Below are 25,780 nucleotides of genomic sequence, written 5' to 3' on the forward strand. Positions count from 1 at the left end.
CCATTGTTATTAAGAGATTTTTCATACAACATAAGTTTCTTTTTAAGATAAATGAGTATCTTTACGATGTGTATTTTGACGAAAACAAGCGTGTCAAAAGGAAACGTTAGTGAACTTTAATTCTTTGCTTCAAGACAACACTCGACCAGTGATCAGATTCAAAAAAGGTAAATATTTTTGTCGTTATAGAAACGCTAACGCAAATATAGATCGTGCCCCCCGATTTGACTCGCACGAACAAGCAGAGGAATGGCGGGCCGAAATGATCGAAAAGCATGGGCCTATTCAATCAAAAGGACCTGCGTACCAAAAACTATCATTTCGCAAAAGAAAACCGGAAATAACGCTCAATTCTGCTTTACGAGATTTTATAGAATTTTGGCTTAAACATGTCAAAGACATTCCCTTGACACCATCATCAACGACTATCGGTGCGGTTAAACACATGTTGAAATACGATATTGCACGCTTACCCGTTAGAAAAATCGACTACATGAGTTTGAAAAAATATCTTCAGCATAGAAGTATTTCGCCTGGGAAACCTTCGCCTAGCACTTTGAGAATCGACATTGCGGTACTCAAGCGTGTAATTAGTGATAGCGTCGCTATCCTTAAATTAGAATTCGACACGTCAGTTTTTGATCAAGCCTGCATTCTATTGAACAAAAATGGGTTTATTTCTCAGTCCAACCAAAAAAACCGACGACTTGAAGAGGGAGAATGGGAAAGGTTGATCCAAGGCCTCAAAGAGGTCAGAAAATCTGAATATTTGCAAAGAGATTACGCCTTGCTATTCAAATTACTAATTAGCACTGGCTTAAGATGCTCAGAACTTCTCTCGATCAAGTGGAGTGATATTGACTTTACAGCTTCTAGGTTTGATGTGGTTATCCTAAAACAAAAGTGCAAATTTCGAGGAAAAGTAAAAACACTGCCAATGCTTGCAGAAACGAAATCACTGCTACTTGCATTGCGACCTGAAATTTATTCAGAAGAGCAAACAATTTATCAGATTAAACCACAAACTCTTCAAAATGTGTTCACCCGCGCAGCGACTCAAGCCGGAATATCAGGGTTATCGTTACATGACCTAAGGACAGAAGCTATTTCACGAATGCTCGAGTTAGGGCTTCCCGTGCCGATTGTCGCCTGCTTTACCGGCCACCGTGACCATTCGACAATAATTCGAATATACACAAACTTACATGCTCAAAAAATCATCACAAACATAAACTTAATATCGCAGATAAACCGATCCCACGCAGGTCTACTGTAAGAAAAGAAGAACGAATTATGCAAACATTTAATATTATAAAACGTAACCGAAAATATTTTGCTGCTCAGACAAAAAGCGGCCATAAATGTAGAATACTTATCGACTCAAATAGTGAAAAACTCGAGCTAGGAACGCAAGAGCTTGTCGTTTCGGATATCAGCATAAAATCAAAATTTGGCGTTGATTTGATTTTCAAGCTGCAATGCTCTGTCGATGAGCAAAAAGAAGCCGGAATTCGTACATTAACTCATTTTAAATATAATTCAGAACTTGTCGCCCGATGCAAGGAGCTTGGCGGTAAATGGGATGTGCTTTCAAAATGTTGGTTTTTTAGCGGATTAGTTGAAGAAGAGGTTGATGAACTTGATTATTTATACAACTCAGAACTTGTCGGGGTCGAATTGACTGCAACGAGAGATATTGGCCGTATCAAGTCACCAGTGTCTTTCTTAGGCTATCCACTTGCAGCTGCAAAATCTAGAGATTATGGTGCAACTCTAGAATCAGATGTGGCTTTAATTAAAGGGCGTGCAACCAGTGGTGGTAGTTATAAAAATTGGGAAACTGTGATTGAAAGCGGTACTGTTTTAAGATTGCATATCCGGTCAAAACTATTTGAAAACGAGGCAGGAACTATTGGAGCCTTTAATTATAAAGTTCTCAATGCGCTTAATAAAAATGTTCGCTGAATTCGACGAGTTTTATTAATAAAAAATATAAAAGTTCGTTTTTCAGAACCATTACCATTGACTAAAATGGTGACAAATACCATACTATATGGCAAGTGGATTGAGCATTCTCGGTCGGCGTCAAAACCTCGGTGGATTCATCGGGTTTTTTCGCTTTTTGGAACAGAGAAAGATTTCATGCAGATTCCTACGTAGTTTTCTTTACCACTTGCGTCCTACCAAGTAAAACTTGTAATCTTTATTTGAGAACTATGTCATGAATCTCGATATGGATAAAACGTGATTATAGTCACTAGTGTTTAACTCCAAATTCGTCACAAATTGTCAAAAAATCAGGTAGGTAAGAGCTAGTTAAAATTCGACTATCTGTGTGAGAACTATAATCTAATGCGTTAATCGAACCATATGTCTCGTATTTATCATTGCTATATTCCTCCTTCTTCAAGGTAGCAGTTACAATGACTTGATTATCGAGAGCCTCGAAGACTTCAATCATCTTCTGTTCTTTCGAACTTGACAATTCCCTATCCCTAAACGAATCAATGATGATTGGAAATTTGTGTTTAAAAACAGCGTAAAAGGCATAGAGCTTAGCAAAATAAAACTCTTGCTCTTCACTTCCGGAGTAATTTACTGACTTCTTAGTAAACAAATCTGTAAATACTTGCACTCCTGATTCATCAACAACTTTGTAGATGGCATTCATCGTTTCAACAATGGTTGAGATCAATTGTTTCTGTTTGACTGAAAGCCCTTCTTGTTTGCTGCTGGACGCTTGGATTTTTTGAGTTAATAAATTAATTTCACGTTGCTTGGCTTGGCGTTCTTTGTCCAAACTACCTGTATTTTTTAACTCGTCTGAAAACAATATGACATCTCTCAGGTCAGGGGTGACCTGTGATAGTTCATTGTTGAGCCGCTCTTGAACAACAGACATTTCGTAGTTAATACGCGACAATAGTTCTTTCTTTGTTTTAATTTTACTGTCTAAAGAATCCAGAATTGAGTTTCTAACTTCTTTGTTACTGATATCAAAAGTTACTTCTTTAGATTTGTAGGAAATATTTTCACTACCGCAGTCGTCACAAGATACTTTACCTATTGAAATCGCTCTATTTAATGAGTTCAACTCTGCTTGCAAGTTTAAGTGGTGGTTTAGGCGCGTATTTTCTGAATACAATTGTTTTCGTAAAGCTACTAACTGTTCATGCAACATTCTTAAACGTTGTTCTTGCTCTTTAAACGCACTATAACTTGCGGAAGACTTCACATTTTCCAAAACGGCTTTACTGATATTGAAGCGGTCAATCTCTTTGCCGAGTTTACTTTCAATTGCTCTAAGTTGTTTCAACTCATCTTTTAACTGCTTTAGCTGTTCGTTCGACAGCTCAGTACCAGATAACCCTTTTAAAGCGAACAACATCTCGACAAAATCGGACTTAGTGTAAAACCCGCTATTGAATATGCTCGAAGTATCTCGCTTGTCTTGACCAACGAAGAAAAGCTGCAAAAAGAGGCTCAAATCAACGAGCTTTGGTAAGCCTTTGTGGATAATTTCAGGGAGTTTAAATATGTGTTGATTAAAAAAATATTTAAATTCAGAAACTGACTCCAGAATGTGTAGCTGCTTGTTAACTAAAATCGAAAATGTCGTATGTTTTCTGAGCACTTTGAACGTTCTACCTTCGACATCAAACTCTAGGAAAAAGTAATGTTCTGAATTTTCGAAGCCAGCTGGAAAGATGGGTTCGTTTCCCAGTGCAAACATTATCCCCTGTAATACAAGGGTCTTGCCCTTGTTGTTGTCATCACTAAAAATAATATTAACTTCAGCGCCAAAGCGCTTTTCAACAAAGGCAGCTTTACTATTTCCAAAAGCAAACTTTCTAATTATCACTTAATAATCCATCCCTAATCATAGCTACGAGGAACCTAGTAGCATCCATATCAATATGCGCAGTGCGCTCGATAAGCTTTTCATCAATTGACTCTGTGACTTGGTGCACTTTTCTAGTTGAATCACCGTCAAACTCTTTAAAAATAGCCGCGAACAAGCGCCAGAAGTTTTTTTGGTTGTTTTTGTCGAAAAATGCTCTACTAAGTGCAGCATTCTGTTCAAATATGTGATCTTCGATTTCTTCTTCGTCGAGACTCCGTGTGAAAATTGCGTAACTACTTGGTAAATAGTTTCCTCTCGAAAAAACATCTCCACCGATCAGGCGGTTTAAGACGAATACTTGGAGTTTCTCGCTTGTAAGGTGTCTGTCTAGTTGAAGAACCTCATTAGGACGTGTAATTCTAGTATTTTCGATATCAGAGTTTTTTAGGCTTGTTTGTTTGTCTCGGATTTCTTTAAAGATTGCGGAATAAAAGCTGTCGCTATTCAATTTTAAAGATTTAAATTGCATTATTCTTTTTACGTAAGTGCATTCATCTGTTCTATCTTCAACAAATAAAACCTTTGCCAGAAACCCTGATAAATCTATATCTTCTTCTAGGTTTGCGGCACTTTTAAGACCTTCAATTACTTTGAACCGCTGCGCCTCTTTAAAGTTATCAATTTCATAACAGGAAAGAGTTGAGTTATTTAAATACTGCTCACCCAGAGGTGGCATAAAAAATATAAACTCTTGAAAGAATGGGCTAAATACAGAAACATAATTTTTGTATAAGGTGATCAGATAACGCCCAATTTTTCTTGGAGTTAAGCTTTTTTCACCTTTGGCTTGGACATCCCAGATACTTTCCTTATCAGACATCCCCCCTACATCGTTAAAGCAATCTACAGTGAATACTGTAATTTCGTTATACTTTTTACCCTTTGCAGCCAAATACAAAAGTGATTTAGTTTCAAAAACCGAAGCCTTCAGATTATTGCGTTCTGTATTGGTAAAGGTGTATGTCATAAAAAGTTAACTCACCAATTCACCGCGAAAAGCTTTCGCAAGGATCGATTGGGTTAGCTTTTCCAATCTTACTTTGGCAGCGTTATATTGCTTTTCAATAGTCTCCGCATGTTCAAATAATCCGCTAACTTTATCAACAATCGTCACCTGTTCTTTCTCACATGGCAATGGTACTGGCAGCTTTTCAAATATTGCTTTACCGAGTGTTGGAACACCTGTATTTGAGTTCATTTCTTTAAGGAGCCAATTTACAGTTTGTTCTTGCCTTAGAAGCCATAATAAATACTCCTTGTTTATTTTTCTGGCCCTAACAATGAATACTGTATGGCTATAAACATAATCGAAGCCCTTGGGTGCCATCCTTGCTAAACCCAATCTACCTTTTCTGGCAAAGATTATATCGTCTTCCAAAAACTTCGTTTTTTCTCTTCTTTCGAGAAAAAAGTCCCTACTTACTAATTTAGACTTGTCTGTAGTCCATGAGTCTAGTCCAACAAACTGTTGCGTTGACAGTATGGGAACGCCAGAGCTATCTGCTTTTGGATAACGATGAGAAGGATTTGGGTCTAAACATATTGAAACTTCCGATAAAGTTGATTGCTTCCAATCATCAATACTAACCCCATGCTCCTCACGCCAATCTCTAGTAAGTTCACCCGAAGTCGCAGCAGCAAGCACAGACTGGCGGAAGCGTTTTAAGATGGCGGGAATTTTGTCGAGGCGGGCCTGGGCGGCCTCAACTTTCGCGAGCACGCTATCGAGTTTGTCTGCGATGCGTTTTTGTTCTTCTAGTGGTGCTATAGGAACTTCTATTTTTTCATACTCTTTGAACTTCAGGTTGCGTAAATTGTTGCTGCCACCTTGATACTTAGTGACCTCACCACTTAAATAAAATGATTGAAGGTAGTAATTTAAATACCTTGATGAAACTGAATCTTGCGGCCTTGCCAAGCGAATAAAGTTCGTACATACAAGAGGCATGTTTTCGTGAACGTTGAGTGCTTGTTCGTCGATCAATATAGTTCGACCTACGGGTTGGTCAGGGCCTCCACCAGAGATTTCAATTAGTATATCGCCTTCTTGCAGCTTCCTTTTTTCGACACTGCTGCTTTTAACCTTTCGTTCAACACTCGTTAGACCTTTCTCTTTCCTCCAGTTACGAAACTCCGTCCCTCGGATACAATAAACAGTCTCGAAGTCAGCATCTGAATATTCAGGGTCTTTCCCCCAATCCCCCCCCAGAACAAATGAAAAAAGCTCTTTTAGCTGTTTGGACTCCCATCCCTTAGGCAACTCACTCATAGCACAACCTCTTCCGAAGCCTCTGCCACATCCAACTCAACCAAAATCGACTGTAAATCAGTGATAGCACCTGCTAGCTCTTCAATTGCCTCATTAATCAAGACATCTGGCTCAGGCAATTTAGAAGCATCCTCTACGCTATCGTCGCGAATCCAAGCCAAATCCAGTGAGTCTTCTTTCGCTGCAATTTCTTCGCGAGTGAATTTACGTAGGCGACAGGTATCGACATCACCCACATCACTGCCGTTTTGATGATTTTCGATAAACGCTTGTCGCTGAGCTTCATCAACCTGAGTAAGGTCGCTGCCTACTGCCTCGTAAAACTCATCGAAATGAGCTTTGGTTAACACGGTACGTTTGCCAAACTGCGGCATGTTCGCTCGCATATCGTAAACCCACACATTTTGGGTGTTACCTGTGTCTTGATTCACATCTTTTGGCTTGTCGAAAAACAGCACATTTGTTTTTACACCCGCCGCGTAGAAAATCCCTGTAGGCAAACGAAGGATGGTATGCAGGTTACACTTTTCCATTAAATCGTTACGTATCTTGCGGCCTGTAGAGCCTTCGAACAAAACGTTATCAGGTAGCACTACTGCTACTCGCCCACCAGGTTTAAGCATGGTTTGGTACATAGCGTGAAGAAAGGCTAACTGCTTATTACTAGTGTAATGTACCAGGTCGTCACGGGTTGGCACGCCCCCTCCCTGCTTTGTGCCAAAAGGCGGATTGGCTAGAATAAGCGAGGCTTTCGGTAGCGCTTTACCTTCGTTTGATAAGGTATCGCCGTAAAGTACACCTGCGTTGTCATCGTCAATCGCTAAGTCGTGCAGCATTAGATTCATCATTGCCAAGCGGCGTGTATCGGGTACTAATTCCATACCGAAGAAGGTTTTATGCTGGTACTTGTCGTATGCAGTTTCCGAAAGGCTTGAGATATCGTTGTGTTCTTCTAAATACTTATGCGCAGCGATGATAAACCCGCCTGTGCCAGCTGTTGGATCCACTACAACGTCGTCTAGCGTTGGGCGCATTAGCTTTACCATGGCATCAATAAGCACCCTTGGCGTGAAATACTGGCCTGCGCCCGACTTCTTCTCACTTGCATTGATTTCCAGCAAGCCTTCGTACATATCGCCCAAGCCTTCTGCTTTGGCTGAGTACCAGTCTAGCTTGTCGATTTCGGTTACCAACTTATTGAGTGTTGCTGGTTTACGAATACATGTTGCTGCATCAGCAAAAATCGCTTTTGTAATTAACGAGCCATGTGAACCAAGGTGAATAAGTAGCTTTTTGTATTCTTCTAGGCGTGTCGCTGCGTTGAAGTTTTCAATATCGCTCCAGCGATAATTCTCAGGAATAAGGCTATCCTGCCCTGTTTCTTCAACCATCTTGAGAAATATTAGATAAGTTAATTCGTTCAGGTACTCGTGGTAAGTTACGCCGTCATCGCGCAAGACGTGACAAAGGTTCCATAACTTGCTGATTAAATCTTGTGTGCTCATACTACTGTCTCTTATTTTGTTCGTTGCACAGCCCGAAATCAGGCTGTCGCTTTATCATCTGTATAGCCGCCGTCATCATCGTTAACCCACAGTGCTCGATTAAACTGGGCGAGGATGTCGGTGATAGGTTGATCGAAGAGTCTGTTGGCGCGATTGATGCCACCAAGTCTTTGCTTGAAGATACCTTCATTCAAGTTGGCTTCATCGACAATGATGTTAGCTTTCATTTGCTTGGCAATGGTGCTTAACCAGTCCCGCTGGGGTGTTTTCCACGGCTGACTTGCAAGTATTCTATCTAATGCTCTATCTACTCGTTGTTCGTATGGGATAAGGGCTTCACCTATTGCGGCTTGGCGAATGTAACCAATAATTCTAGCGGCAATATCTTCGTTTCGAACTTCCTTCCACGCAGCCTTAAGATCTTCTTCTCTAAACTCGTTTTTTTCAAGTTCTAATGCTAATTGTTTCAAGCTTTCACGGGTTAATTCCCACGGACGTTGAATGACTGTTTGTATAGCAACCATTCTATTGCTATTGGCATTCACGAAGTCGTTAAAGGCAGTTAGGTAGTCTTCTGGCTTCTGACCGCTGCCATAACCTGTTGAGGTATCGAGCACCTCGTCTTCGTGCTCAGAAACCACAATTCGATTAAACCCACCCGTGCCCTTCACTTTCATATCGAGCAGTTCGCCTAAGCCTGGATTATTTAAAAACCAGTCTGCTACTTCCTGCACAGGCTTTGCTTTTAATTCTTGCGCAAACTCCTGAGGCGGCTTACCTACGATGCGCTCGAATTCGCTTTGCTGGGTTTCAGTAAGGTAGCGCTTCTTACTTTGAAGCTTACTCAGAAATTGGTCTTTCGCGAGTTCCTGAAGTTTGCTGTCTTTACCCTCTTTAATCTCGCTTTCTAGCTTGCTAAAAGTAATGTCTACGTTCGTGACCACGGGCTTCATGGTGTTCACTTTTTCGAGCTGTTTGTAAATGTCTACAGCATCGTAAATACGGAACCGCTCTTTAGCGATGTCGTCACAGCGACGCGTAGCACGGCCTAACATTTGCTCGTAAAGAATACGACTGTTCACGCGGCGCATGAATACAAGGTTGCAAATGGAGGGCACGTCCACGCCAGTGGTCAACAGGTCTACCGTGACTACAATGTTGGGGAGACGGTCATTCTTATAACGCCTGATAAGCTGGAGCGGCTTATCGGATGCACCCGTTATTTTCATGATAGCGTCATCGTCAACGGCCCCGTGATAAAGCTCACACGCGTCCTTAAGCGCCTCTACCATCTCATCAGCGTGTTTGTCAGTTACACAAAATATGAGTGTTTTTTCTTGTGAGTATGGGTCGATTGAATCACTTTCTATCAGCCACTTTGCTATCGCTTTGGTAAACTCTGGTGCTATTACTTTTCTATTGAACTGCGCAACATCAAAATCGAGTTCATCGGGTGTGTGAATGAGTTCAAGTTGATTGGTTTGCGGGTCGTAAACCTGCACTTCTTCATTCACATTGTAGTGAATACCATCGGTGTTGAGTTTGGTATGAATTCTTACAGGAGGTAGATGGTCAACCAGATAGCCATCAATTACCGCTTCGGTATAGCTATAAGAGAATACAGGGTCGCCAAAGATATCGGTAGTATGTATGGCAGGCGTTGCTGTTAACCCAATTTTAAATGCATCGAAGTAGTCTATTACAGCGCGATATTTTGAAACATAATCTTGCTGATCTCTAAACTTTACCTCGGTTTCACTTAGCTCTCGGTCTAACAGATAACCACGGTGACACTCATCCACTACGATGCAGTCATACTGCCCTACACCTGGCTTAGTCGCATCTTCTGACGGGTACATAATACGCTTAACCAAACCTTGCACTGTAGCTACGTGTACTTTGGTGTCGTCATCAGGCGTGGGTTTTGGATTTTTTTCTGGCTCCATGCCCAACACGTCAAAAGTATCTGCAAACGTGTTGAGGTTTTCCATGCGTACTTCACCAAAATCGACGGTAGCCTGAACGCCAAGAGCACTGCGGTCTACCAGAAACAGGATTCGGCGAAAACGTTCGGCTTTTAGAAGGCGGTACACCAGCGCAATACAGGTTTTTGTTTTACCTGTTCCGGTTGCCATTGCTACAAGCGCACGCTCTTTCTCATCTTTAATAGCTTGCTCAACGCTTTGAATAGCTTTTTTCTGATAGTCACGTAGCTGAAGTTCGTACTCAAAACCCATCTCATCAAGTTGTGCATTAGCTTTCTGAGGCGTCTGGCGAAGATAGGTTTTAATCTCTTGCGGGGAATACCAGCCCTTTAACGCTTTGCGGCGATTAGTGGTATCACGAACGTCTAAAAACCAGATCCCGCTTTCTTGCTCCAATTGTTTTAAGTACGCGCGGCCATTGGTTGCGAATGTAAGCGGTACTTTGAATTCGCCGTATTCTGTCACTTCAATATCATCAGTTAACGATGCAATACCTTTTGCATAACGTTTGGCCTGGTCGATAGCGCCATATACATTCCTGGCATTTTTCTTTGCTTCGACGACAGCCACCAACGTTGTGTCAATAAAGAGTGCGTAATCCGCTGGCCCAGAATCTGTGGGCCACTCGGCAATAGCACGGTTTTTATTGGGTTCTGGGCGAGCGCCTTTGGAATAGCGTAAGTTCTCTGTATCAGCTTCCCAACCTGCATCAATGAGTTGCTGGTCAATGATGACACGGGTCTCCGCTTCATCCATTTCAAAGTGGGACTTTTCTATGCGTTGAAGCTCAGCGGCCTGCTGCTCTTTTGGTTGCGATTTAAAATGATCAAAGTTGTCTTTATTTTCACGCTCAACTTCAGCGCGATAGTTGGCAAGCGCTTCTTCTTGTTCTTGAGCTAACTGTTCCCATATCTCACGCTCTTCCGCCATTCGCTCTGCACGAAGGCGCTCAGCCTCGGCTTTTTCATGCTCAATTTGACTAAGCTTTTCCGCTACCTTTATGCGGTCTGATGTGCGTTGAGATTCGGTAGTAATTTGCGACAGCTTCTCTTCAAGCTGACGAACATAATCAGATGGATCTTCTGGCTTTACGAACTTCGACTTTTTAAAGCCTTTAGCTTTTTCGCCTCCAAAAGTTGAATGGAACCAACTTGCAAGAGAGTGACCTATTATCAGTGCTTTCAGTGCGTCACGATGCGTTGAACTATCGAACTCATGCGTAGCGTTATTCCCGAGAAACTTAAGGTCATAAAATGCTTCTCTTACATTCGGTTCTAACCTAAGTGTGTAATCTAAATCTTTAAGGAGATTGTGTTGTGTAACCTCTTTGCCAAATTCAACGCCCACACGGGCTGCAATATTCTGAGCAATGGCTTCGCCGAGTTGGCGCATTTTGATAAGAGTTGTATTAGGATCAGAGGAGAAGTTACGCTCAGCACTTGCTGCGAGGTTGTAAAACCAAACTCCGTGTGCTTTAAGAAACCCGAAATTGCTTGTGAATACCATACAACTTTCCTTGTCTACTCAGATTACCGGACAAACTATATACTAAAGTAGAAAATGAATTAAGGTTTATGTGGTTGTCACGTGCTAACTCAGTGGAATTACGCTTTACAGATACGATATTGCGCTTTGCTGGAGAGTTTATTTTTTATAAAAGATTGCAGCTTGGCAATGAAAAAACGCCCGTGCGGGCGTTTAATTGTTTTTACTAGTGACTCTATTTAGAATTATTCAAAAGATAAATTTTGATAGCTGAAGAAGTCAGAAATGCAGCCAATCCAATGTACAATATGACATCGGGCCCAACTGTTATTGCTTTGTTTAATTCAACGTTAAAAATTACATTCAGCACAAATACAATCACAGAGCAATAAGCAAAAGTCCGTAACAACTCCATCGTCATTTTTGCAACTATATCAATCACTGCGCGTTTTGATGTTCTCATCAGGTTTTCCTTTTTTGTCTTAACCCATATTAAATAGCCACTTCAAACGGGAATTTCGGCCATCCTTGGCCTTGAGGACATAACTCAATTACCTAAACGCATAAGAATTTTTCGCTTAAAACGCTAGAGAAATCTGAAAAAAGCATAACTTAGTAGACGATATCCAGACGACTGATGTAAGCCTTGCTCTTGTTGAGAAAAATATCTTAATGCACCAAAATAAAGCTTACAGAATACCGCCATGTTAATTAATGCAAAGATACATGCGAAATCGAGAAAATCTATGCTCACATAATAAAGAAATGTCGGCATACATAGCGAAGTAACAACAAACATAGCAGCTAGTACATATTTCATTGCTTTCGATTCACTCATAATCTTCTTTGTCATAAAAGCTACGGTTTAAAAAGTACATTAATGATTGAGTTTTTATAAGCAACCTTTTTTCTCAATAAGTTACACAACTTGTTCGAAAGAAAATTTACAACAAAAAGAGCACTTCTTACGAAGTGCTCTTTTCTCTTTTGTGAAAATCCAAAAGGCGTCAATGTATGGCTGCCTCACGAAACTCGCGACGAATGGTGTTGCAGTCAATACCACTGTATCTGCTCAGCGGCCCCTCTCTCGCTACATTAACAAAGACAGACTTTCGTTAATGTAGCTCTCGATTACACGAGAGAATGACGGAACATTAATTTCCCAATGCTCTATTTTTATATATGCACCTGCCATGCAAAAATTTCTCACACTTGCTTTAGATAAAGTTCGATTCATCGAATTAATTGATGCTCGAGGCACTTGGGTGTTACCTACTCACAATAAACGCAGAGTTTGGTGCATTGACTTTAAAAGTAAGAATTTTTGCAAAGCAGTGCCTACGTATACCGTGAGCATTTATTATTTAAAATCGAGCGGCTTTTTTCTTTAAATTGAGGCGCGTTCAGCGACAAATTCGGGGGAGCCGCAATTTTTTCGTACGCCCCAGCGTTAAGAAGTTGCCCCAGCAACGCAAAAACTGTGGGGGCTGGCCCCCGCCCGAGGATGCGCAGCGATTCCGAGCAACCGCAACTTGAAAGATGAATTGTCAGTTCGTACGAAGAGATGCAATCTCGCTCCGTACAACGCCAATTCACTGAAAGTGGTGGTTGCTCGGAGTCGCGCATGCGACGTAGGGCGGCTTTTCGTGCGCTTTTAGAATGTAGCTGCGTCCAGCAGCGGAGAGCTAAAAGCCCGAAAACCAAAGGTATTGCAGGGCGTCCAGCCCGAAGATATCGCGCTCTTTTCTGGCTACACCCTCGCTTACGTGAGGGTGTAGCCAGAGTTTGCACATTAAAGGCCTAGTTATTTTGCAGTCGACAAATAACTAGGAAAGAAAAATATGCAAAACCGAAAAAAGTTAAGTGGAGCAGCAGCGAAACAAATCTTCTTAGGTGAAGAAAATGAAATAAATATTCTTTTCGCATTGGGGAAATTTGGGTGGCTTAGTCAAAGCCAGCTTGCCTCATATTGTGGAAACAGCGTTCAGACAATACGACATATTCTCAGGCGTATGATGAATGACAAACTTATTTGGACAGAAACGTATAATGACTCACCTGGTGTTAAAGCTTTTGCCCTTACCCGGAAAGGAGCATCATTGCTGAAAAAAGGTCATCAAGGTAACTCGTTAGAAAAAGTATCGACTTTTTATAAATCTAGGGGTTTTTTAAGTAACTTTGAACATCAGTATCACCGGCACTTAGCTAATGAATTTCTTATAGCATTGCAATCTGAACAGATTGAGTTGGGCAGCCACGTGGTTAGCAATGTTAAATCAGAACACGAAATTCAGACCTTGAAAAATACTGCCAATAGTATTTTTCAGTGCGTGCCTGATTCATTAGTCCTCACAACCGACATGACGCTACTCATCATTGAAATCGAAAACTCCGCACGCGGAATATCACAGCATGCGGGTAGCTTGTCGCACTGGTTAGAGGTATTTGCCGAACGGTATGAGCAAGATGGCTATTACTCAGACTCACTTAGAAGTTTATTTAAAGAATTGGTAAATGAAGATGACGAAGGCAGCTTTGACTATCCTGATTTTGAAAACGTTGAACAAATATTTGTTTGTCGCAATGAAGCGATATTCAGAAATATTTGGAGAAAAGTCGAGAGAGTGACTGCGGCTTACCCCACATGTCGAGACAACATAAGCTATTTCGTTTTGCCGAAAAAACAACACTGGCACAACATATTTCTTGGGATTGAACCTCGATTTCATGACGAGTTAGAGACTCGAGAATTGATGATACGAGGTAGTGAGCGACACAAGTATACTGCTGATAGACGCCAACAAATTGTAGAAGAATTGAACGCAACAGGTGCTTCTCGTTCGCTGTTAGCGAAACAGCACAACATAAGTGTAAGCACGCTTGATCGCTGGAGAAGAGAGTTCTTGCGGTCGATTTGACCTCTTTGATAAATCTTATAAAAAGGTGATATAAATACAACTTCGTGCTATTGGCATATTTTGTTGCCGATACTTTTGAGCCAAGCGAATTATCAAAGTAATGGAACTACACCTTTTAGCACTTTGAAGTACAAGGAGCAGTATATGTCCACGATATTATCCATCAATAACAAGTTATTGAGCTTTAGAGGGCGAATGTCCATTGGTGATGAAAATGGAGCGCAACTCTACGATGCTGCTGGGCAGTTCGCGTTGTTCAATCCAACTTGGACTCTGAGAATGCGCAACCAAAAAATCGCTACAGTAAAACGTAAATTGTGGCCTTTTTGGTCTCTTATGTGGGACATTCACTCTTCTATTGGGGACTTTCAAGTGAAGCGAAAGCTCTTCTCTTGGACCCGTACCTATTATGTTATTGGTGGCAAATATGACGGCGCTATAACCAAAGGAAACTTCTGGGACTTAAAGTTCAGCGTCACTCATCAAAACAAACCCATTGCATCTGCGAAAGGAAAAATCTTGTCATTGCGAGATACTCACTCCATTGAAGTACACGATGACGAAAGTGACAGTGAGATATTTACCACAATAATGATGGTTGTCCTCCAACTAGACAGAAGAGATGAGAGCAACAACTCAGAATGATTTAGTGTTTTCTAGCTGCGTTTGTGTGGATGCCTAGGAAGCTTAGTGAACTGATAAAAAGTCGAAAGTTTCTCGTCTTAGCTGGACAGGCAGAAATGTACGTATAGCGGAAGTCAATCAAATCTAGGTTGGACGACCGCCCAACGGCCAAAGCGGTCATTGACCTTTGAGTGATGAAGAGCAGCTAAAGACAAGCAGCCAACGGTCAACGCCGCTACGATAGAGAATAAATTATGGCAAGTCCAGCGCCTAAGGGCTATTTTCTAGTGCATTGTTAAACCCATTGGACGTCTTCTACGGCTGGTTGACTACCAGTACGCACTTTCACAAAAATTGCGAACTGATACCCTAATTGCTCTTTAAAGGCGTTAAGCTTTGCTAAATCGTAACCGTCACTCTCTTGACTGGATGTCTTTTTCATTTCTATGACCACAAAGTTTTCGTTAGTACCCCTATGATGAACAATAATGTCAGGAAATACCGTTGTGGCTTGAGTGTCATCCGATTGAATATTGCGCCTCCTTATTTTTAATCTTTTTGGATCATCGTGATTGCGGTTGTATTCGCAATCAACATTCCACCCCTGAAAATGAGGTTCCAGATAAGAAGCAAGTCTGTGAGAAATAGTTCTTTCATTCACGTCCATAACGAGAATATCGCCGTCAGCTCTTATTAATTGTTCCAATGAGTCGTTCAAAGCCGATTCGACCAACTCTTTCATTAGTAAACTCCAATGCTGATACAATAATTTGATAGCTATACACATGACATAATTGTGATGATTAAAAATCACTTGATGTCTTTGAGTTTTTTTCCTTCGTTAGAGCAAGGCTAAAACCATAACTAGCTCCGAACAATGCTCCTAGACATTCAAAAACTGGCGCGATAATCAGGACAAGGGCCGTATTAAAACCTATCATCACAATAGAGAAGACAACAACTAATGCTTGGACGGCAATGATCAATCTACTGAAAATTTTCAGATATAAGAAAGTGTTTAAATCTCTTACTAATCTCACTACAGCGTAAACAGCTAAAGTTGAACCAAAAAAGAAACCAGAGGCTCGCCTCAACAGGGTAATTAAGTAACTGGGAGGCTTATCAGACGCCGAACCAGATAATTGAGCTAGTTTCCCTATTCCAATAAAAACTAGCTCAATTATTGCACCACCTATTACAAAGAATATAGCAGTTAATATTGAGGCCAAGCACCACTTTATTGCTGTCATACGAAGACTAGTGTTCTGCAAATTTATCGTGGATTGCGGTAAGGACGCTCGCAACTAATAAACCACCATAACTAATTACGATAATCGACCAATCACCCTCGGTAAACCCATGATAGATCGGAACAATAACAAAGGTGATGGGAGCTAGAAAAAAGCTGATTACAACGCCTAACATACCCCACATTGCATATATAACTTTCAAGCAGAGGATGAACCCCCAAAGCCCACATATCCAATAAATAAGAGTGCCTAATAGCTTTAACATTATCGTCCTTAACAAATTTTAAGCTTAGCACTTGACTATACAAGTTAAATTCACGAAAAACTAGAAGTGGTTCATTAGTTCAATGATGATGGGGCTGTCTCAACTTGAATTAAGCAAAACTAAAAACCTTATATTGCTGGCAGAAGCGGATTACGCTTGTTTCCCTTGAGGTATAGAACAGGCTAAGGTACTACTGATTATCAATGACCGGTTTCTGCCCTTTGCCGTCTTTTCAGAATTTATGCTCGAACGACCGTTGTTTGTCTGAAGCGGACTAACGCAAAGGCTCTTTCAAATGTCCGCTTCACGGTAAAAACAAGCCTATTTTGTTATATAAAATCTATTTGCCAAAATCGTACGACCCGATATGGTCCACTACGACTCACGCTGTGACCAGAAGACGATTTTGACTCTACTGAATTATCACGCAACTCCTATGGAGTTGCTTGTCTGCTCGGTTCGTCAGTATTAATAAAAAAAATGTTGAGGCGTATGTAGCTTTTCGATTAATGAAACTACGGGTTCAGCAATCCGTGGCTCTGGAATATTGTCTCTCGTACAAGCTATCAACAATCGCTTCTGTTCGTTAGGTTTTAGACTTGCGAAATTAATGCCAGTTTCTGCTTCAAATGATTTTAAAATCACAATTTCATATAGCGCAAATACAGCTTCTTCTAGCGCATTTTTTTCTAAGCCAAATGTCAGCTGCTCTTCTTGTTTTTTCATAATTTCCCTTTTCCATTGCTTCGATTTCTCAAATACGTAGTCACTGGCGATGGAAAATTTTTCTCTCGTTAAGTCAACAATAGATTCTGGCTGAAAAATTAGAAACCTAAAAACTCGTTAGCATAAATTTTTCATAGAGAGTGCCTAGTTAACATTGAGGTCAAAAAATAGGAGATGACTGATATGTACACAGAGTATGAGCAGCACGACTGGGCGAACGAGTATATTGTTCTATTCGAATCTGAAGAAGAGCAAATTGTTCTTCATCGTAATGTTTTAAGAAATGAAGAGTTTGTTCTGCTGGTCGAGAGACAAGCATCAGATGAGGTTCCAAGAAGCGAGTATTTACTTGACTTGAGTGAGTATTCGAAGCTGCTTACACATGAGTTCAAAATTCGCTGTTTTCACAAGAAACAAGACAACTATAAACTCTTTCACGCGTTCTTCGGACAAAGCATGACTGAGTTCTTCAAAAGTATTGTGTCGTTTTGACACCTTCCGTTAAAACTTTAAGTCAGCTTACGCTGGCTTTCCTGCCTTTATCACATGCTCCCGCAAGCCGTTCTGTTCAAAAATCACTCAAACATGAACTTTCTAGATAATTTTCTAAATTTTTTTCGAGCGCAAATGAGGTGGTTTTTTCATGCCTTTAATAGATAGATAAAACGGCTTCTCTAGCTATTACAGGTCAATTTATAGGCAAATTATTTTATCTAGAGCGCAAATGATGTGGTTTTTTTATGCTTTTGCAGATTTCACTTAATCTTTATTAAGTAGATGAAATACTTACAATAACCCCTCATAAGAGTGAAACTGGTTGACCTCTTTATTTTTTTCGCCGATTTGCAATACACTATTTTTTAGATCGAAAATAAATCTAAATCTTAATGAACAGCTTAATTATTTAGAGAGTTTTCATGCAAAAAAGTGACGTTTTTTCTGCACTACTTTACGAGTTCAAAACACCGCACGTTCCGTCGCTCGATCTCGGTTGCCGGTTGACCGGACTGGGACAAAGACAGTTCAAGACGAAGCTGAAGAAGAATGAGTTTGACCCTAGCTTTCAAAGACTGTTTGACCAAGACAGAGTATGTCTTGATGAATTGGCCGAGGTTATTCTGCAACGAAGAAGTGAGCAATCTTATGAGTAATAAAATATCAACCAGCCAACTCGCGTTTGAGCTATCGTTACAATTCGGTGCAATAGTCAATATACAAGACCTAGCTCACTTTTTTGGCTTCAAATCGAAATTAGATAAGCAATACATTGATACGCTCAGACAAAAAGGCTTAAAAACCTTCAAACTTGTTGACTCGAATAAAGCACCTCACTTAGTGCTGACGTACGATTTTCTGGAGTTCATTAGAAACCAAATGGATGACCGATGAAATCTCAGCACGCGAAATCTTTCTCAAATGCTCAGAAGAGGCAAATTCTTACAAATGCGTTGATTACCCAATTTGAAACATGTCTCATACCTATTGAGACGTTATCGGTTGAGCTTTTTAGTGATAGTTGTGCTGCATCCGCAATCAGTTACACAAAAGCGCTCACAAATGAGTCTTTCAGAGCTTTCACCTTCCATGACTCAGCAAGAGCACCTGAATTTGTACTAGTAAATGATCTTGCTGAGTATTTACTGGTGCCTATCCCAGAATGATAATGAAAAGCTCAAGAATAAAAGTCGATGTAAAATCTGTTTATTCTGAAGTAAATAATAGGCTTATTCACTAGCAGATTTAAATCGCAAAACAACGAGTAAAAAGACACTGAAGAAAATTAACTGATTCGGTTCGCTTACGGCAACAGAAGCTGGGGGTTGGGTAGAAGTAGAACCGATTCCTCTAACAAGTGCAATTGCCGTATTTGTTATCGGTGAATATATTGTTGATGGGCCGCTTTGAGTTTGCAAGTACCCATACGCATTAAAGAAACCTCTTGAATCATTTCCCCAATCGAAATCGTCGCGTGCGATTAACATTCTGAGCGCCCCCTCTTCCCCATACATTGCCTGTGCCTGGTTTCGAGGATTAGTTAAGCAACCTAATTGAGAGGTTCCACAGTCGTTATCCATGAACCCCGTGAATAAAGCGAAGAAATCTTCTCCAAACTCTGCACCAAAATCACCATTTAATCGTTGTCTCGAATTTAAACTCGTATCTATGGCTAAGTTTGGACCGAAGAAGGTGTTGAGCAACTCATACATTTCACCACTTGTTGCCAAACGCCAGCCACTGAATAGTGGTGAGTCATAGACGTTAGCTACAGACATAGAAATAGTTTCATCCCAGTTCAACCACTCTAACTCGCCACCAGTGATTATATTGGTTGAGGTGTCTAGGCTATAGCCTCTGCTTTCAATGATTGCGCTACTTCCATTAAAGGAAATCAACAAAAGTAAAGTGGTTAGAGCTGCTTTAAGTAAAAAATGATACTTCATACATCGTCCTTGAATAATTGTTTTTTTAATTCTAATTTAGCATGCTACCTGCTCTTTTTTCTAAATAAAACAAATTTTTATCTTTTTGCAATTCAAATAATTCCGTAATCGAAGACGGCAGAATAGAGCTAAAGAATCATTTCATTACTTGAGCGTTAGGTAATACGTCTAATAAAAAACTAAAAACGGGCACAAAGTGCCCGTAAGTCATTCCAGATTATTCATCATTCATATAACGCGAAAGAATAGTCGCCGATAGCGCGAAAAAAAACGATGCAACTACGCAAACACAGTGATAATAAAAATAGTTATTAAACTCTAAGTTAGCATCTGTAATTGATTTCCAGCGAAGCGCGACTGAAACGCATTCGTGCGCCCAGGGGAACAAAGTGAATGCTAGGAATATATAGCCCAATTTTATCCAACTATTCGCAAACCTGATTAGCGTGTTAAACATACTTTCTTTTTTGATCTTCATAGTTTTCTCCGTTTTTGACCTAAAACTATTTAGGCCCTCAAAGGGAAAAATCATGAAGTACACACGCTGACAGCTCAGCGGTTTAAAAATACCAAAGTGCAAACTAGCAATTGCAGTATTTCTCAGTATATTGATGTATTAGTCCTCTAACGGGGGGACCACATAGGGGAATTGGGGTAAATATCTTTAAATAAACGCTATATAAAACAACGCTTAAATCAGTTCAGCCAGCACAATCCAGCATTGGAGCGATTGAAAACCGGCGGTCTAAAGGTTGAGAAGCATTTTTCATAATATATTGATTTAGAATTACTTTTTAAAATTTCACAAAACTCAGAATCGAGCGCCGAGTTATTTTTGAGCCAACCAAGCCAAAACAAACTTTTTAGGCTTTGAGGCCCCCTAGGACCGCAAAAAATTCACGAAATCTTTTACAACGTGATGATAAAAGAAGGCTTATATTATCATAATTGCCATCACCGCCGCTAAACCTAATGGAGTAGGTCCATGCGTCTTCAGGCATACTCTGTAAAATCTTGGAAGAACTCTTGTGTGACTGCTTCTTCATCGGTAAACACTCAGAGACGAAGCCTAGCCGTTTGCAGCTAAAGCCATCTTGATAGTCAGATTTACTATCACTACAGACTTACCGAAACCATCTCTGCTCGAGCTGAACACATAACCATGATTCAGGCAAAAACTCTGTTATACATACCAGGTTGGGCGATGGCTTTGCTCGGCTACATCAGCATTACACTTAAGCGTAACGCTCAACGAAGTAATAGTGCGCTGCTTCTTGGTAGTAACACTCGTTTATTCAGTTTTTTGCGATGCCAGTACGTGCATTCAAACGGCTGCTTGGACAAAATGAGTTTTGCCCACATTGTCTTTGAAAAAACTATTGAAATGTGAAGGAAGGGGGGAGTTAGAACCACGTGGGACATGAGCGTTTCACATTGTGTAAGGTTTTAGGTATAACTGCACAGTTAAATTAACGCTGGCAAGGTAATCCGTTACTCATTGTCTCAAGCCATTGCTGAAAGGCCCCAGCATGCAAAACATTTTCTAAGGACGGTTTTTTATCACATGAGCATTTACTCCTGGCTTTTGTCACGCTTTCGCACTCTAAAGGGCCTTAAGGATCGCTTGTTCTGGCTCAAATCCTCGTATTTAAAACTGTTGCTAGCAGTATTGTCAGCATTTCTGGTTTTCGCATTTTTCTCTGTTGAAGAAAGCAGCATGCTTTCTATAGCCACAAACATTAAGAACTATGGGTACCTGACCGAGGCCCTCGCAATTCTGATTCTAGCGTTCTCACTGATTAAAGGGTGGAGCATTTCACACACCGACGTCACTTTTGAAAAACTTGCTCCAATCGACAATATCTCACTTTCAACAGGTGCTTATGATAGTTGCATACCGCTGGGTAATCAGGCTGTTATCTATAACCACGATGCTAACCTGATGCTTGAACACGGTAATAATCCGCTTAAAGTTATAGACGGAAAATTCCAGCTGCACCCATTAATTTATCAACTTTTGCCGGTGTTTATTATGAAGATGCCCGAAGCAAGGCTTGATACTTCAGATGATGCTAAAGTGCGTCTTGCCAGTGATATCGATTTAAACCTTATCTGTAACGACTCTCCGGTAAATGTTCAGCGCACATCGTATTTCCGCGACAGACTATCCAATACGTTAGCCAACTATCTGGTAAAACTCGATGGCAGGGTCATACTCGATTTAAGAAATACGGAAGTTATCACCCGGGAAGGGTATTTCTACTCTTTAAGAGAATCTTCCTTATCTAACCAGCTCGGCGGAAGCGTTCTTTTATTCACCGCTGATGCAACTATCATCGTGTTAAGTCAGGGAAACCGGACAGCAGAAAATGCCGGAAGACTAGCGCCTGCAGGCTCTGGCTCGTTCGATCCACTGTCTGATAAGGCAATGGAAGCCATGACTTTTCAGGATTATGCCAGGCAGGAAATCAGTAGGGAATTGACCGAGGAATGTGGCCTTAAAAAGAGCGATCTTCACAATGTTCAGCTTTGCGGCTTTGGACGCTACCTTTACCGCAATGGCAAACCCGAGGTATTTGGGATTGCTACCACCACAAAAACCTCAAATGAAATCAAAGTGCCTGTACGTGAATGGGATTATCAGCAAAAGAGAGTGAAAATAATTCCTTTATGGGGTGACCTTTCAAAAGATAGTGCCATTTCTGCACTTAAAAAGATGGTGGAAGATATCGAAAACAAGGTAGAAGGCTTTGAGAATACCTCGGCACCTCTGTATTGGAATGTGCTGTTTGCAAAACACTATCTTGAGCATATTAACAAACAGGATGCAGATAGATTGTTTGGGCTTTATCACAGCTGAAACATTTAATTGTCTGAGATGTGGTAAACGACATTGTGATGAGGATTACAATCATTCCCTGTAACTCTGTAGTGGCACATCGAATGTAGCCACCCAATCAGAGCTGCTTGGAAAGCTGCATTACATTGACGGTTGGCAACAAAGTCAGGAAGAAAGAGTGGAGTTTCAGGCATTTAACCCGCTTTCGAAAAATGGACCTTCCCCATTAATTGATAGAGAGCTAATTAAGGATGTCGCCAGTCAAAATGAAAACCATAACTTGCTTGAAAGTGAGTAATGTCCTAATACCTAGTGTGGCACCATTTTACTTACTACAGCCCACTCATTTAAAACAACGAACAACAAGGCAATCCATGAAAAAACATATCCTTTGCATATCGCTGTTGATAAGCGCATTTTCAGCGACGGTGAACGCCCACGACTTCTGGCTTCAGCCAAATACATTCAACGCTTCTCAACAAACAGCCGTGTCGGTGGCATTTAAAGTGGGGCATCATCACGACAGTGAAAACTGGGATTTGCAGCCTTTTCGGATTGTTTCGCTCTATCATCATACCAACGACAAAAAACAAGATGTATCCAGCCAGATTATTTCCCGAACTGCGCTCACACCTGGACTAGTAAAGCTGAACGTCTCCAGTGAAGGTACTCACCTTGTCAGTTTTGAAAGTACTGAAAGTATCAGTCGCCTGAGCGCAGAGAAGTTTAATGCCTATGCTAAAGAAGAAGGATTGACGGCGATTATTGCGAACCGCAACGCGCTCAACAATGCTGACAAGGAGGGCGTAGAACGCTATTCAAGAAGAGCCAAAGCCATTATTCAAGTCGGCGACACTACTACTGACAATGCCCTGATGCCAGTTGGGCACTCGTTAGAAATTGTTCCTGTTGATCATCCCTACGAAGCCCTGGAGAACGGAAAGCTGCGCGTTAAGGTGTTGTATATGGGAAATGCGCTGTCTGGTGCCAGTTTAGATCTGACACGTCTGGAAAGCGAAACACATAACCCTCAAGCTACAAAAACGGATGAAAACGGCATAGCGGAATTCAACCTGACTCAATCCGGCAAGTGGATGGTAAATACGATATGGGGAACGCCTGCGGATGACAAAACTGGAGACGAATTTGTAACGTATTTTTCCAGTCTGACATTGGGTTACGAGTAGCTACCTGGGAACCGGTAAATAAGGGCGCGTAAACACGCTATTAACCCGGAAGGATGCGACCCCAGATTTCTCCGCATCCTCCCAAGCGAAAAGCCTCATTTTCTACTCTGCTAATTCAGGATCGCGAATAAACAGAATATCCATGATAATGGAGGGATCCCACTCCCTCATCTCACTTTCACATTTCTTGCGAATATCATCTAATTCATTAATGGTTGCCACCGAAAACGACTCATCCACGATGATATGAACAAGTAGATACTTGTCTCGGCCAACTTTGCTTATCCTGACTTCCACATGCTCATAAGGCACATCAACCAAGGTTTTTTTAAGCCGTTTTTCTATTGCTGACGATATCGCTTCTGACGGTGCTTTGTTGATGACTTCGTTTAAGCTTTCCAACATGATTTTAAAGGGAATCGGCAGCATCGCCATGCCAAGCACAATTAACAATAGCGGATCGACATAAGGCGCTAAGTGCGCAAACTCGCTCTGCTGTAAACCATAAGCAATCGCGAAACCAACGAGAATAGAGGCACTCAAAACACCATCTACAAACCAGGTATGTGCGTCGACCGCCACGAGATCGGAGCGAAGCGCTTTGCTGTTAATGCGCATATAAAATGACGCGGTAAAGCATCCTATCGTCGCAATAATTCCATACACTATTGCATAGCCGTATTCCGATACGTTCCCTCCTGAAAACAGGCTTTGTACAGAACTGACCACCGCATACAGGCAGGTTGCCACAATGATTAACGATTTGAATAAATTCAGGGTTGGCTCGATGGCGGTATAACCAAAGTGAAATCGGTCATCATCTGGCAACTGCACAAGGTTTGCTACTTTGAGTGTCAGTAGCGCCATAAAAAAGGCTATCAGTGAGTAAATACCATCGAACAAAATCGCTGCCGAAGCAGTTATGATTGCAAAACCTAAGGCAACAAACACAAAAAGACCAGCCACATAAAACGATATTCTTAGCAATCGTTTCTCTTGTTGCTGATAAAAACCAATGACCATTTTTTGACCAATAAAAGTGAGCGCGCGCGGATTCTACGCTGTTTTTCAAACTAGTCTAGCCCGAATTCATCATGGGAGCGCGGACTAAGCGAAAAACGTAGCGGACTGCTGTGACAATACATCAGTAAAGACACAGAGATAAGGATGGTAACGAACGAGCAGATTGCAGATATAAGAAAATCTTCAATGCCAGACCAAGAAAGCGTCTGCCATTTAAGCAGCCGATAACAGTAATCAAAGAATTATGCGGTGCCGCCTAATATAGCGAATGTTGCACGTAGGGGGTTGAATTGGCTACCTCTGACATTTGCCTCTGGATTCGCACCGACATGTGCGCTTTGTTCACCCAATTCATGATTCAGGACGGGTGACGTTAGCAGGATAGCTACCCTAGACCTCGACATTGAGGCGAAGACTGCCATGTTGTCGTTCCCAATCGCCTGAATCGGTTAATCCCGCTGCACCGGACGAAGCCCGGGGAACGGATATCACACCTATCCGTGCTCGTGAAGGCGGGCTTTAATTTGCTGCTGTTGTTCCTATCCGACAGCTACCATCGGCTTTCATTTCTGACAAGCTGGCAAGAGTCACAGGCTTTAACCTGCCAGTGAAGAAACCTTTTTTTGTCCTCTCATCATAGTATTTTGCTTTTTGTGGCAACCTGTTAGTGTAACCTGACGGCGAAATCAGTTAGCCTGAAGGTGCTGCCACTTCAAACAACATGGATATTCCCAATGCCACAAGACACAGAGAAAAAAAAGCTCCCGGCGTTCAAATATGAACAATCCTTCGAGCGATTTCTATGGAAGTCACGATTGCTTGTTTTGGTCGCTGTCGTACCTAGCTTACTCGGGGCTTTTGTCCTGTTTTTGATTGGCACGGCTGACATTATTGGTGTAGTAATATCGGCAGTAAATTACTACCTGCTTGGTAGCGGTGAAGATATTCATGACTCTGTGGTGCCCAGCATCATTATGGCGGTGGACATTTATTTAATCGCGGTAGTATTGCTTATTTTTGGCACTGGAATTTACCGGCTTTTTGTTTCACCGATTGATGATGCCGAGACACATAAGCCGGTCCATCCGTTTAATGTCGAGTCATTTGATCAGCTTAAGGACAAAATTGCCCGCGTGGTGATCCTGGCCGTCGTCATTGAATTTTTCCGCGCCGTGGTAGACATCCGGTTTCAAACTCCCCTTGATGCCATCTATCTTGCGGCATCCATTCTCGCGCTTGCAGGAGGGCTTTTCCTGATGAGTAAAGCGCAAAAGGATGATCATCACTCACACTGAGCCTACAAGGAGGGCTGCGATAAAATGCGCAATAACAGCGTTTCCACATCGCAGTTGAATCGGG

General features: G+C 41.4%; 21 protein-coding genes. 10 read left to right on the top strand and 11 right to left on the bottom strand.

From position 1 onward, the window contains the following. Positions 1-109 precede the first annotated feature (109 nt). Together ACLBLI_RS15690 and ACLBLI_RS15695 are read left to right on the top strand one after the other, a co-directional pair. Positions 110-1,276 carry a tyrosine-type recombinase/integrase gene (locus ACLBLI_RS15690; RefSeq protein WP_414828515.1) on the top strand — a complete coding sequence of 389 codons (1,167 nt, stop codon included), beginning with the start codon at positions 110-112 and terminating at the stop codon, positions 1,274-1,276. Between the two features lie 17 nt (positions 1,277-1,293). Next, a complete protein-coding gene (locus ACLBLI_RS15695; protein ID WP_414828516.1) occupies positions 1,294-1,965 on the top strand; it encodes a hypothetical protein in 672 nt (223 codons plus the stop codon). A gap of 292 nt (positions 1,966-2,257) precedes the next feature. On the opposite strand, the gene ACLBLI_RS15700 is transcribed toward ACLBLI_RS15695, so the two are convergent. From ACLBLI_RS15700 to ACLBLI_RS15725, 6 genes are all read right to left on the bottom strand, one after another. Continuing rightward, the gene (locus tag ACLBLI_RS15700; protein ID WP_414828517.1) at positions 2,258-3,862 is read right to left on the bottom strand and encodes a hypothetical protein; all 1,605 of its coding nucleotides are present in this window, start codon (positions 3,860-3,862) and stop codon (positions 2,258-2,260) included. Beyond that, positions 3,852-4,871: a hypothetical protein gene (locus ACLBLI_RS15705; RefSeq protein ID WP_414828518.1), complete on the bottom strand. Its 1,020-nt coding sequence runs from the start codon at positions 4,869-4,871 to the stop codon at positions 3,852-3,854. The genes ACLBLI_RS15700 and ACLBLI_RS15705 overlap by 11 nt, the downstream gene beginning before the upstream one ends. A gap of 6 nt (positions 4,872-4,877) precedes the next feature. Further along, a complete protein-coding gene (locus tag ACLBLI_RS15710; RefSeq protein ID WP_414828519.1) occupies positions 4,878-6,173 on the bottom strand; it encodes a restriction endonuclease subunit S in 1,296 nt (431 codons plus the stop codon). Next, complete coding sequence (locus ACLBLI_RS15715; protein WP_414828520.1) at positions 6,170-7,678, bottom strand: N-6 DNA methylase; 1,509 nt, start codon at positions 7,676-7,678, stop codon at positions 6,170-6,172. The genes ACLBLI_RS15710 and ACLBLI_RS15715 overlap by 4 nt, the downstream gene beginning before the upstream one ends. Before the next feature lie 38 nt (positions 7,679-7,716). Further along, a complete protein-coding gene (gene hsdR / locus ACLBLI_RS15720) occupies positions 7,717-11,169 on the bottom strand; it encodes a type I restriction-modification system endonuclease (protein WP_414828521.1) in 3,453 nt (1,150 codons plus the stop codon). Positions 11,170-11,383: 214 nt separating this feature from the next. After that, positions 11,384-11,611, bottom strand: a complete 228-nt coding sequence (locus ACLBLI_RS15725) for a hypothetical protein (protein WP_414828522.1) — start codon at positions 11,609-11,611, stop codon at positions 11,384-11,386. A gap of 1,378 nt (positions 11,612-12,989) precedes the next feature. On the opposite strand from ACLBLI_RS15725, the gene ACLBLI_RS15730 reads away from it, so the two are divergent. Then, the gene (locus tag ACLBLI_RS15730) at positions 12,990-14,066 is read left to right on the top strand and encodes a helix-turn-helix domain-containing protein (RefSeq protein WP_414828523.1); all 1,077 of its coding nucleotides are present in this window, start codon (positions 12,990-12,992) and stop codon (positions 14,064-14,066) included. Between the two features lie 144 nt (positions 14,067-14,210). After that, a complete protein-coding gene (locus ACLBLI_RS15735; protein WP_414828524.1) occupies positions 14,211-14,711 on the top strand; it encodes a hypothetical protein in 501 nt (166 codons plus the stop codon). 274 nt (positions 14,712-14,985) lie between these two features. On the opposite strand, the gene ACLBLI_RS15740 is transcribed toward ACLBLI_RS15735, so the two are convergent. From ACLBLI_RS15740 to ACLBLI_RS15750, 3 genes are all read right to left on the bottom strand, one after another. Continuing rightward, complete coding sequence (locus tag ACLBLI_RS15740) at positions 14,986-15,432, bottom strand: hypothetical protein (protein ID WP_414828525.1); 447 nt, start codon at positions 15,430-15,432, stop codon at positions 14,986-14,988. Between the two features lie 61 nt (positions 15,433-15,493). Continuing rightward, positions 15,494-15,940, bottom strand: a complete 447-nt coding sequence (locus tag ACLBLI_RS15745; RefSeq protein ID WP_414828526.1) for a hypothetical protein — start codon at positions 15,938-15,940, stop codon at positions 15,494-15,496. 733 nt (positions 15,941-16,673) lie between these two features. Then, a complete protein-coding gene (locus ACLBLI_RS15750) occupies positions 16,674-16,931 on the bottom strand; it encodes a hypothetical protein (protein WP_414828527.1) in 258 nt (85 codons plus the stop codon). Positions 16,932-17,114: 183 nt separating this feature from the next. Between ACLBLI_RS15750 and ACLBLI_RS15755 the strand changes: the two genes are divergently transcribed. The 3 genes from ACLBLI_RS15755 (at position 17,115) to ACLBLI_RS15765 (ending at position 18,592) form a co-directional block, all read left to right on the top strand. Further along, a complete protein-coding gene (locus ACLBLI_RS15755) occupies positions 17,115-17,423 on the top strand; it encodes a hypothetical protein (RefSeq protein WP_049589119.1) in 309 nt (102 codons plus the stop codon). 425 nt (positions 17,424-17,848) lie between these two features. Continuing rightward, positions 17,849-18,082: a hypothetical protein gene (locus tag ACLBLI_RS15760; protein ID WP_049589120.1), complete on the top strand. Its 234-nt coding sequence runs from the start codon at positions 17,849-17,851 to the stop codon at positions 18,080-18,082. A 234-nt stretch (positions 18,083-18,316) separates the two neighbouring features. Beyond that, positions 18,317-18,592, top strand: a complete 276-nt coding sequence (locus tag ACLBLI_RS15765) for a pyocin activator PrtN family protein (RefSeq protein WP_049589122.1) — start codon at positions 18,317-18,319, stop codon at positions 18,590-18,592. 63 nt (positions 18,593-18,655) lie between these two features. Here the strand turns inward: ACLBLI_RS15765 and ACLBLI_RS15770 are convergent, their stop codons facing one another. Beyond that, positions 18,656-19,372: a hypothetical protein gene (locus ACLBLI_RS15770; RefSeq protein ID WP_049589123.1), complete on the bottom strand. Its 717-nt coding sequence runs from the start codon at positions 19,370-19,372 to the stop codon at positions 18,656-18,658. Between the two features lie 1,564 nt (positions 19,373-20,936). Between ACLBLI_RS15770 and ACLBLI_RS15775 the strand changes: the two genes are divergently transcribed. Both ACLBLI_RS15775 and ACLBLI_RS15780 read left to right on the top strand, forming a co-directional pair. Beyond that, a complete protein-coding gene (locus tag ACLBLI_RS15775) occupies positions 20,937-22,232 on the top strand; it encodes a hypothetical protein (protein WP_414828528.1) in 1,296 nt (431 codons plus the stop codon). A 353-nt stretch (positions 22,233-22,585) separates the two neighbouring features. Further along, complete coding sequence (locus tag ACLBLI_RS15780; protein ID WP_414828529.1) at positions 22,586-23,398, top strand: DUF4198 domain-containing protein; 813 nt, start codon at positions 22,586-22,588, stop codon at positions 23,396-23,398. 102 nt (positions 23,399-23,500) lie between these two features. Here the strand turns inward: ACLBLI_RS15780 and ACLBLI_RS15785 are convergent, their stop codons facing one another. Beyond that, positions 23,501-24,421, bottom strand: coding sequence for a cation diffusion facilitator family transporter (locus ACLBLI_RS15785; protein ID WP_414828530.1), 921 nt, complete (start codon positions 24,419-24,421; stop codon positions 23,501-23,503). Between the two features lie 734 nt (positions 24,422-25,155). Between ACLBLI_RS15785 and ACLBLI_RS15790 the strand changes: the two genes are divergently transcribed. Continuing rightward, positions 25,156-25,716, top strand: coding sequence for a YqhA family protein (locus tag ACLBLI_RS15790; protein ID WP_414828531.1), 561 nt, complete (start codon positions 25,156-25,158; stop codon positions 25,714-25,716). The last annotated feature ends 64 nt before the right edge of the window (positions 25,717-25,780 follow it).

This window comes from Alteromonas sp. H39 (assembly GCF_047556435.1).
Lineage (GTDB): Bacteria > Pseudomonadota > Gammaproteobacteria > Enterobacterales > Alteromonadaceae > Alteromonas.

Coding starts and splice junctions, on each gene's coding strand:
- ACLBLI_RS15710 (WP_414828519.1), bottom strand. CDS start 6,173: ATGAGTGAGTTGCCTAAGGGATGGGAGTCCAAACAGCTAAAAGAGCTT.
- ACLBLI_RS15735 (WP_414828524.1), top strand. CDS start 14,211: ATGTCCACGATATTATCCATCAATAACAAGTTATTGAGCTTTAGAGGG.
- ACLBLI_RS15790 (WP_414828531.1), top strand. CDS start 25,156: ATGCCACAAGACACAGAGAAAAAAAAGCTCCCGGCGTTCAAATATGAA.
- ACLBLI_RS15770 (WP_049589123.1), bottom strand. CDS start 19,372: ATGAAGTATCATTTTTTACTTAAAGCAGCTCTAACCACTTTACTTTTG.
- hsdR (WP_414828521.1), bottom strand. CDS start 11,169: ATGGTATTCACAAGCAATTTCGGGTTTCTTAAAGCACACGGAGTTTGG.
- ACLBLI_RS15755 (WP_049589119.1), top strand. CDS start 17,115: ATGTACACAGAGTATGAGCAGCACGACTGGGCGAACGAGTATATTGTT.
- ACLBLI_RS15745 (WP_414828526.1), bottom strand. CDS start 15,940: ATGACAGCAATAAAGTGGTGCTTGGCCTCAATATTAACTGCTATATTC.
- ACLBLI_RS15785 (WP_414828530.1), bottom strand. CDS start 24,421: ATGGTCATTGGTTTTTATCAGCAACAAGAGAAACGATTGCTAAGAATA.
- ACLBLI_RS15715 (WP_414828520.1), bottom strand. CDS start 7,678: ATGAGCACACAAGATTTAATCAGCAAGTTATGGAACCTTTGTCACGTC.
- ACLBLI_RS15740 (WP_414828525.1), bottom strand. CDS start 15,432: ATGAAAGAGTTGGTCGAATCGGCTTTGAACGACTCATTGGAACAATTA.
- ACLBLI_RS15705 (WP_414828518.1), bottom strand. CDS start 4,871: ATGACATACACCTTTACCAATACAGAACGCAATAATCTGAAGGCTTCG.
- ACLBLI_RS15730 (WP_414828523.1), top strand. CDS start 12,990: ATGCAAAACCGAAAAAAGTTAAGTGGAGCAGCAGCGAAACAAATCTTC.
- ACLBLI_RS15765 (WP_049589122.1), top strand. CDS start 18,317: ATGAAATCTCAGCACGCGAAATCTTTCTCAAATGCTCAGAAGAGGCAA.
- ACLBLI_RS15775 (WP_414828528.1), top strand. CDS start 20,937: ATGAGCATTTACTCCTGGCTTTTGTCACGCTTTCGCACTCTAAAGGGC.
- ACLBLI_RS15760 (WP_049589120.1), top strand. CDS start 17,849: ATGCAAAAAAGTGACGTTTTTTCTGCACTACTTTACGAGTTCAAAACA.
- ACLBLI_RS15780 (WP_414828529.1), top strand. CDS start 22,586: ATGAAAAAACATATCCTTTGCATATCGCTGTTGATAAGCGCATTTTCA.
- ACLBLI_RS15750 (WP_414828527.1), bottom strand. CDS start 16,931: ATGAAAAAACAAGAAGAGCAGCTGACATTTGGCTTAGAAAAAAATGCG.
- ACLBLI_RS15695 (WP_414828516.1), top strand. CDS start 1,294: ATGCAAACATTTAATATTATAAAACGTAACCGAAAATATTTTGCTGCT.
- ACLBLI_RS15725 (WP_414828522.1), bottom strand. CDS start 11,611: ATGAGAACATCAAAACGCGCAGTGATTGATATAGTTGCAAAAATGACG.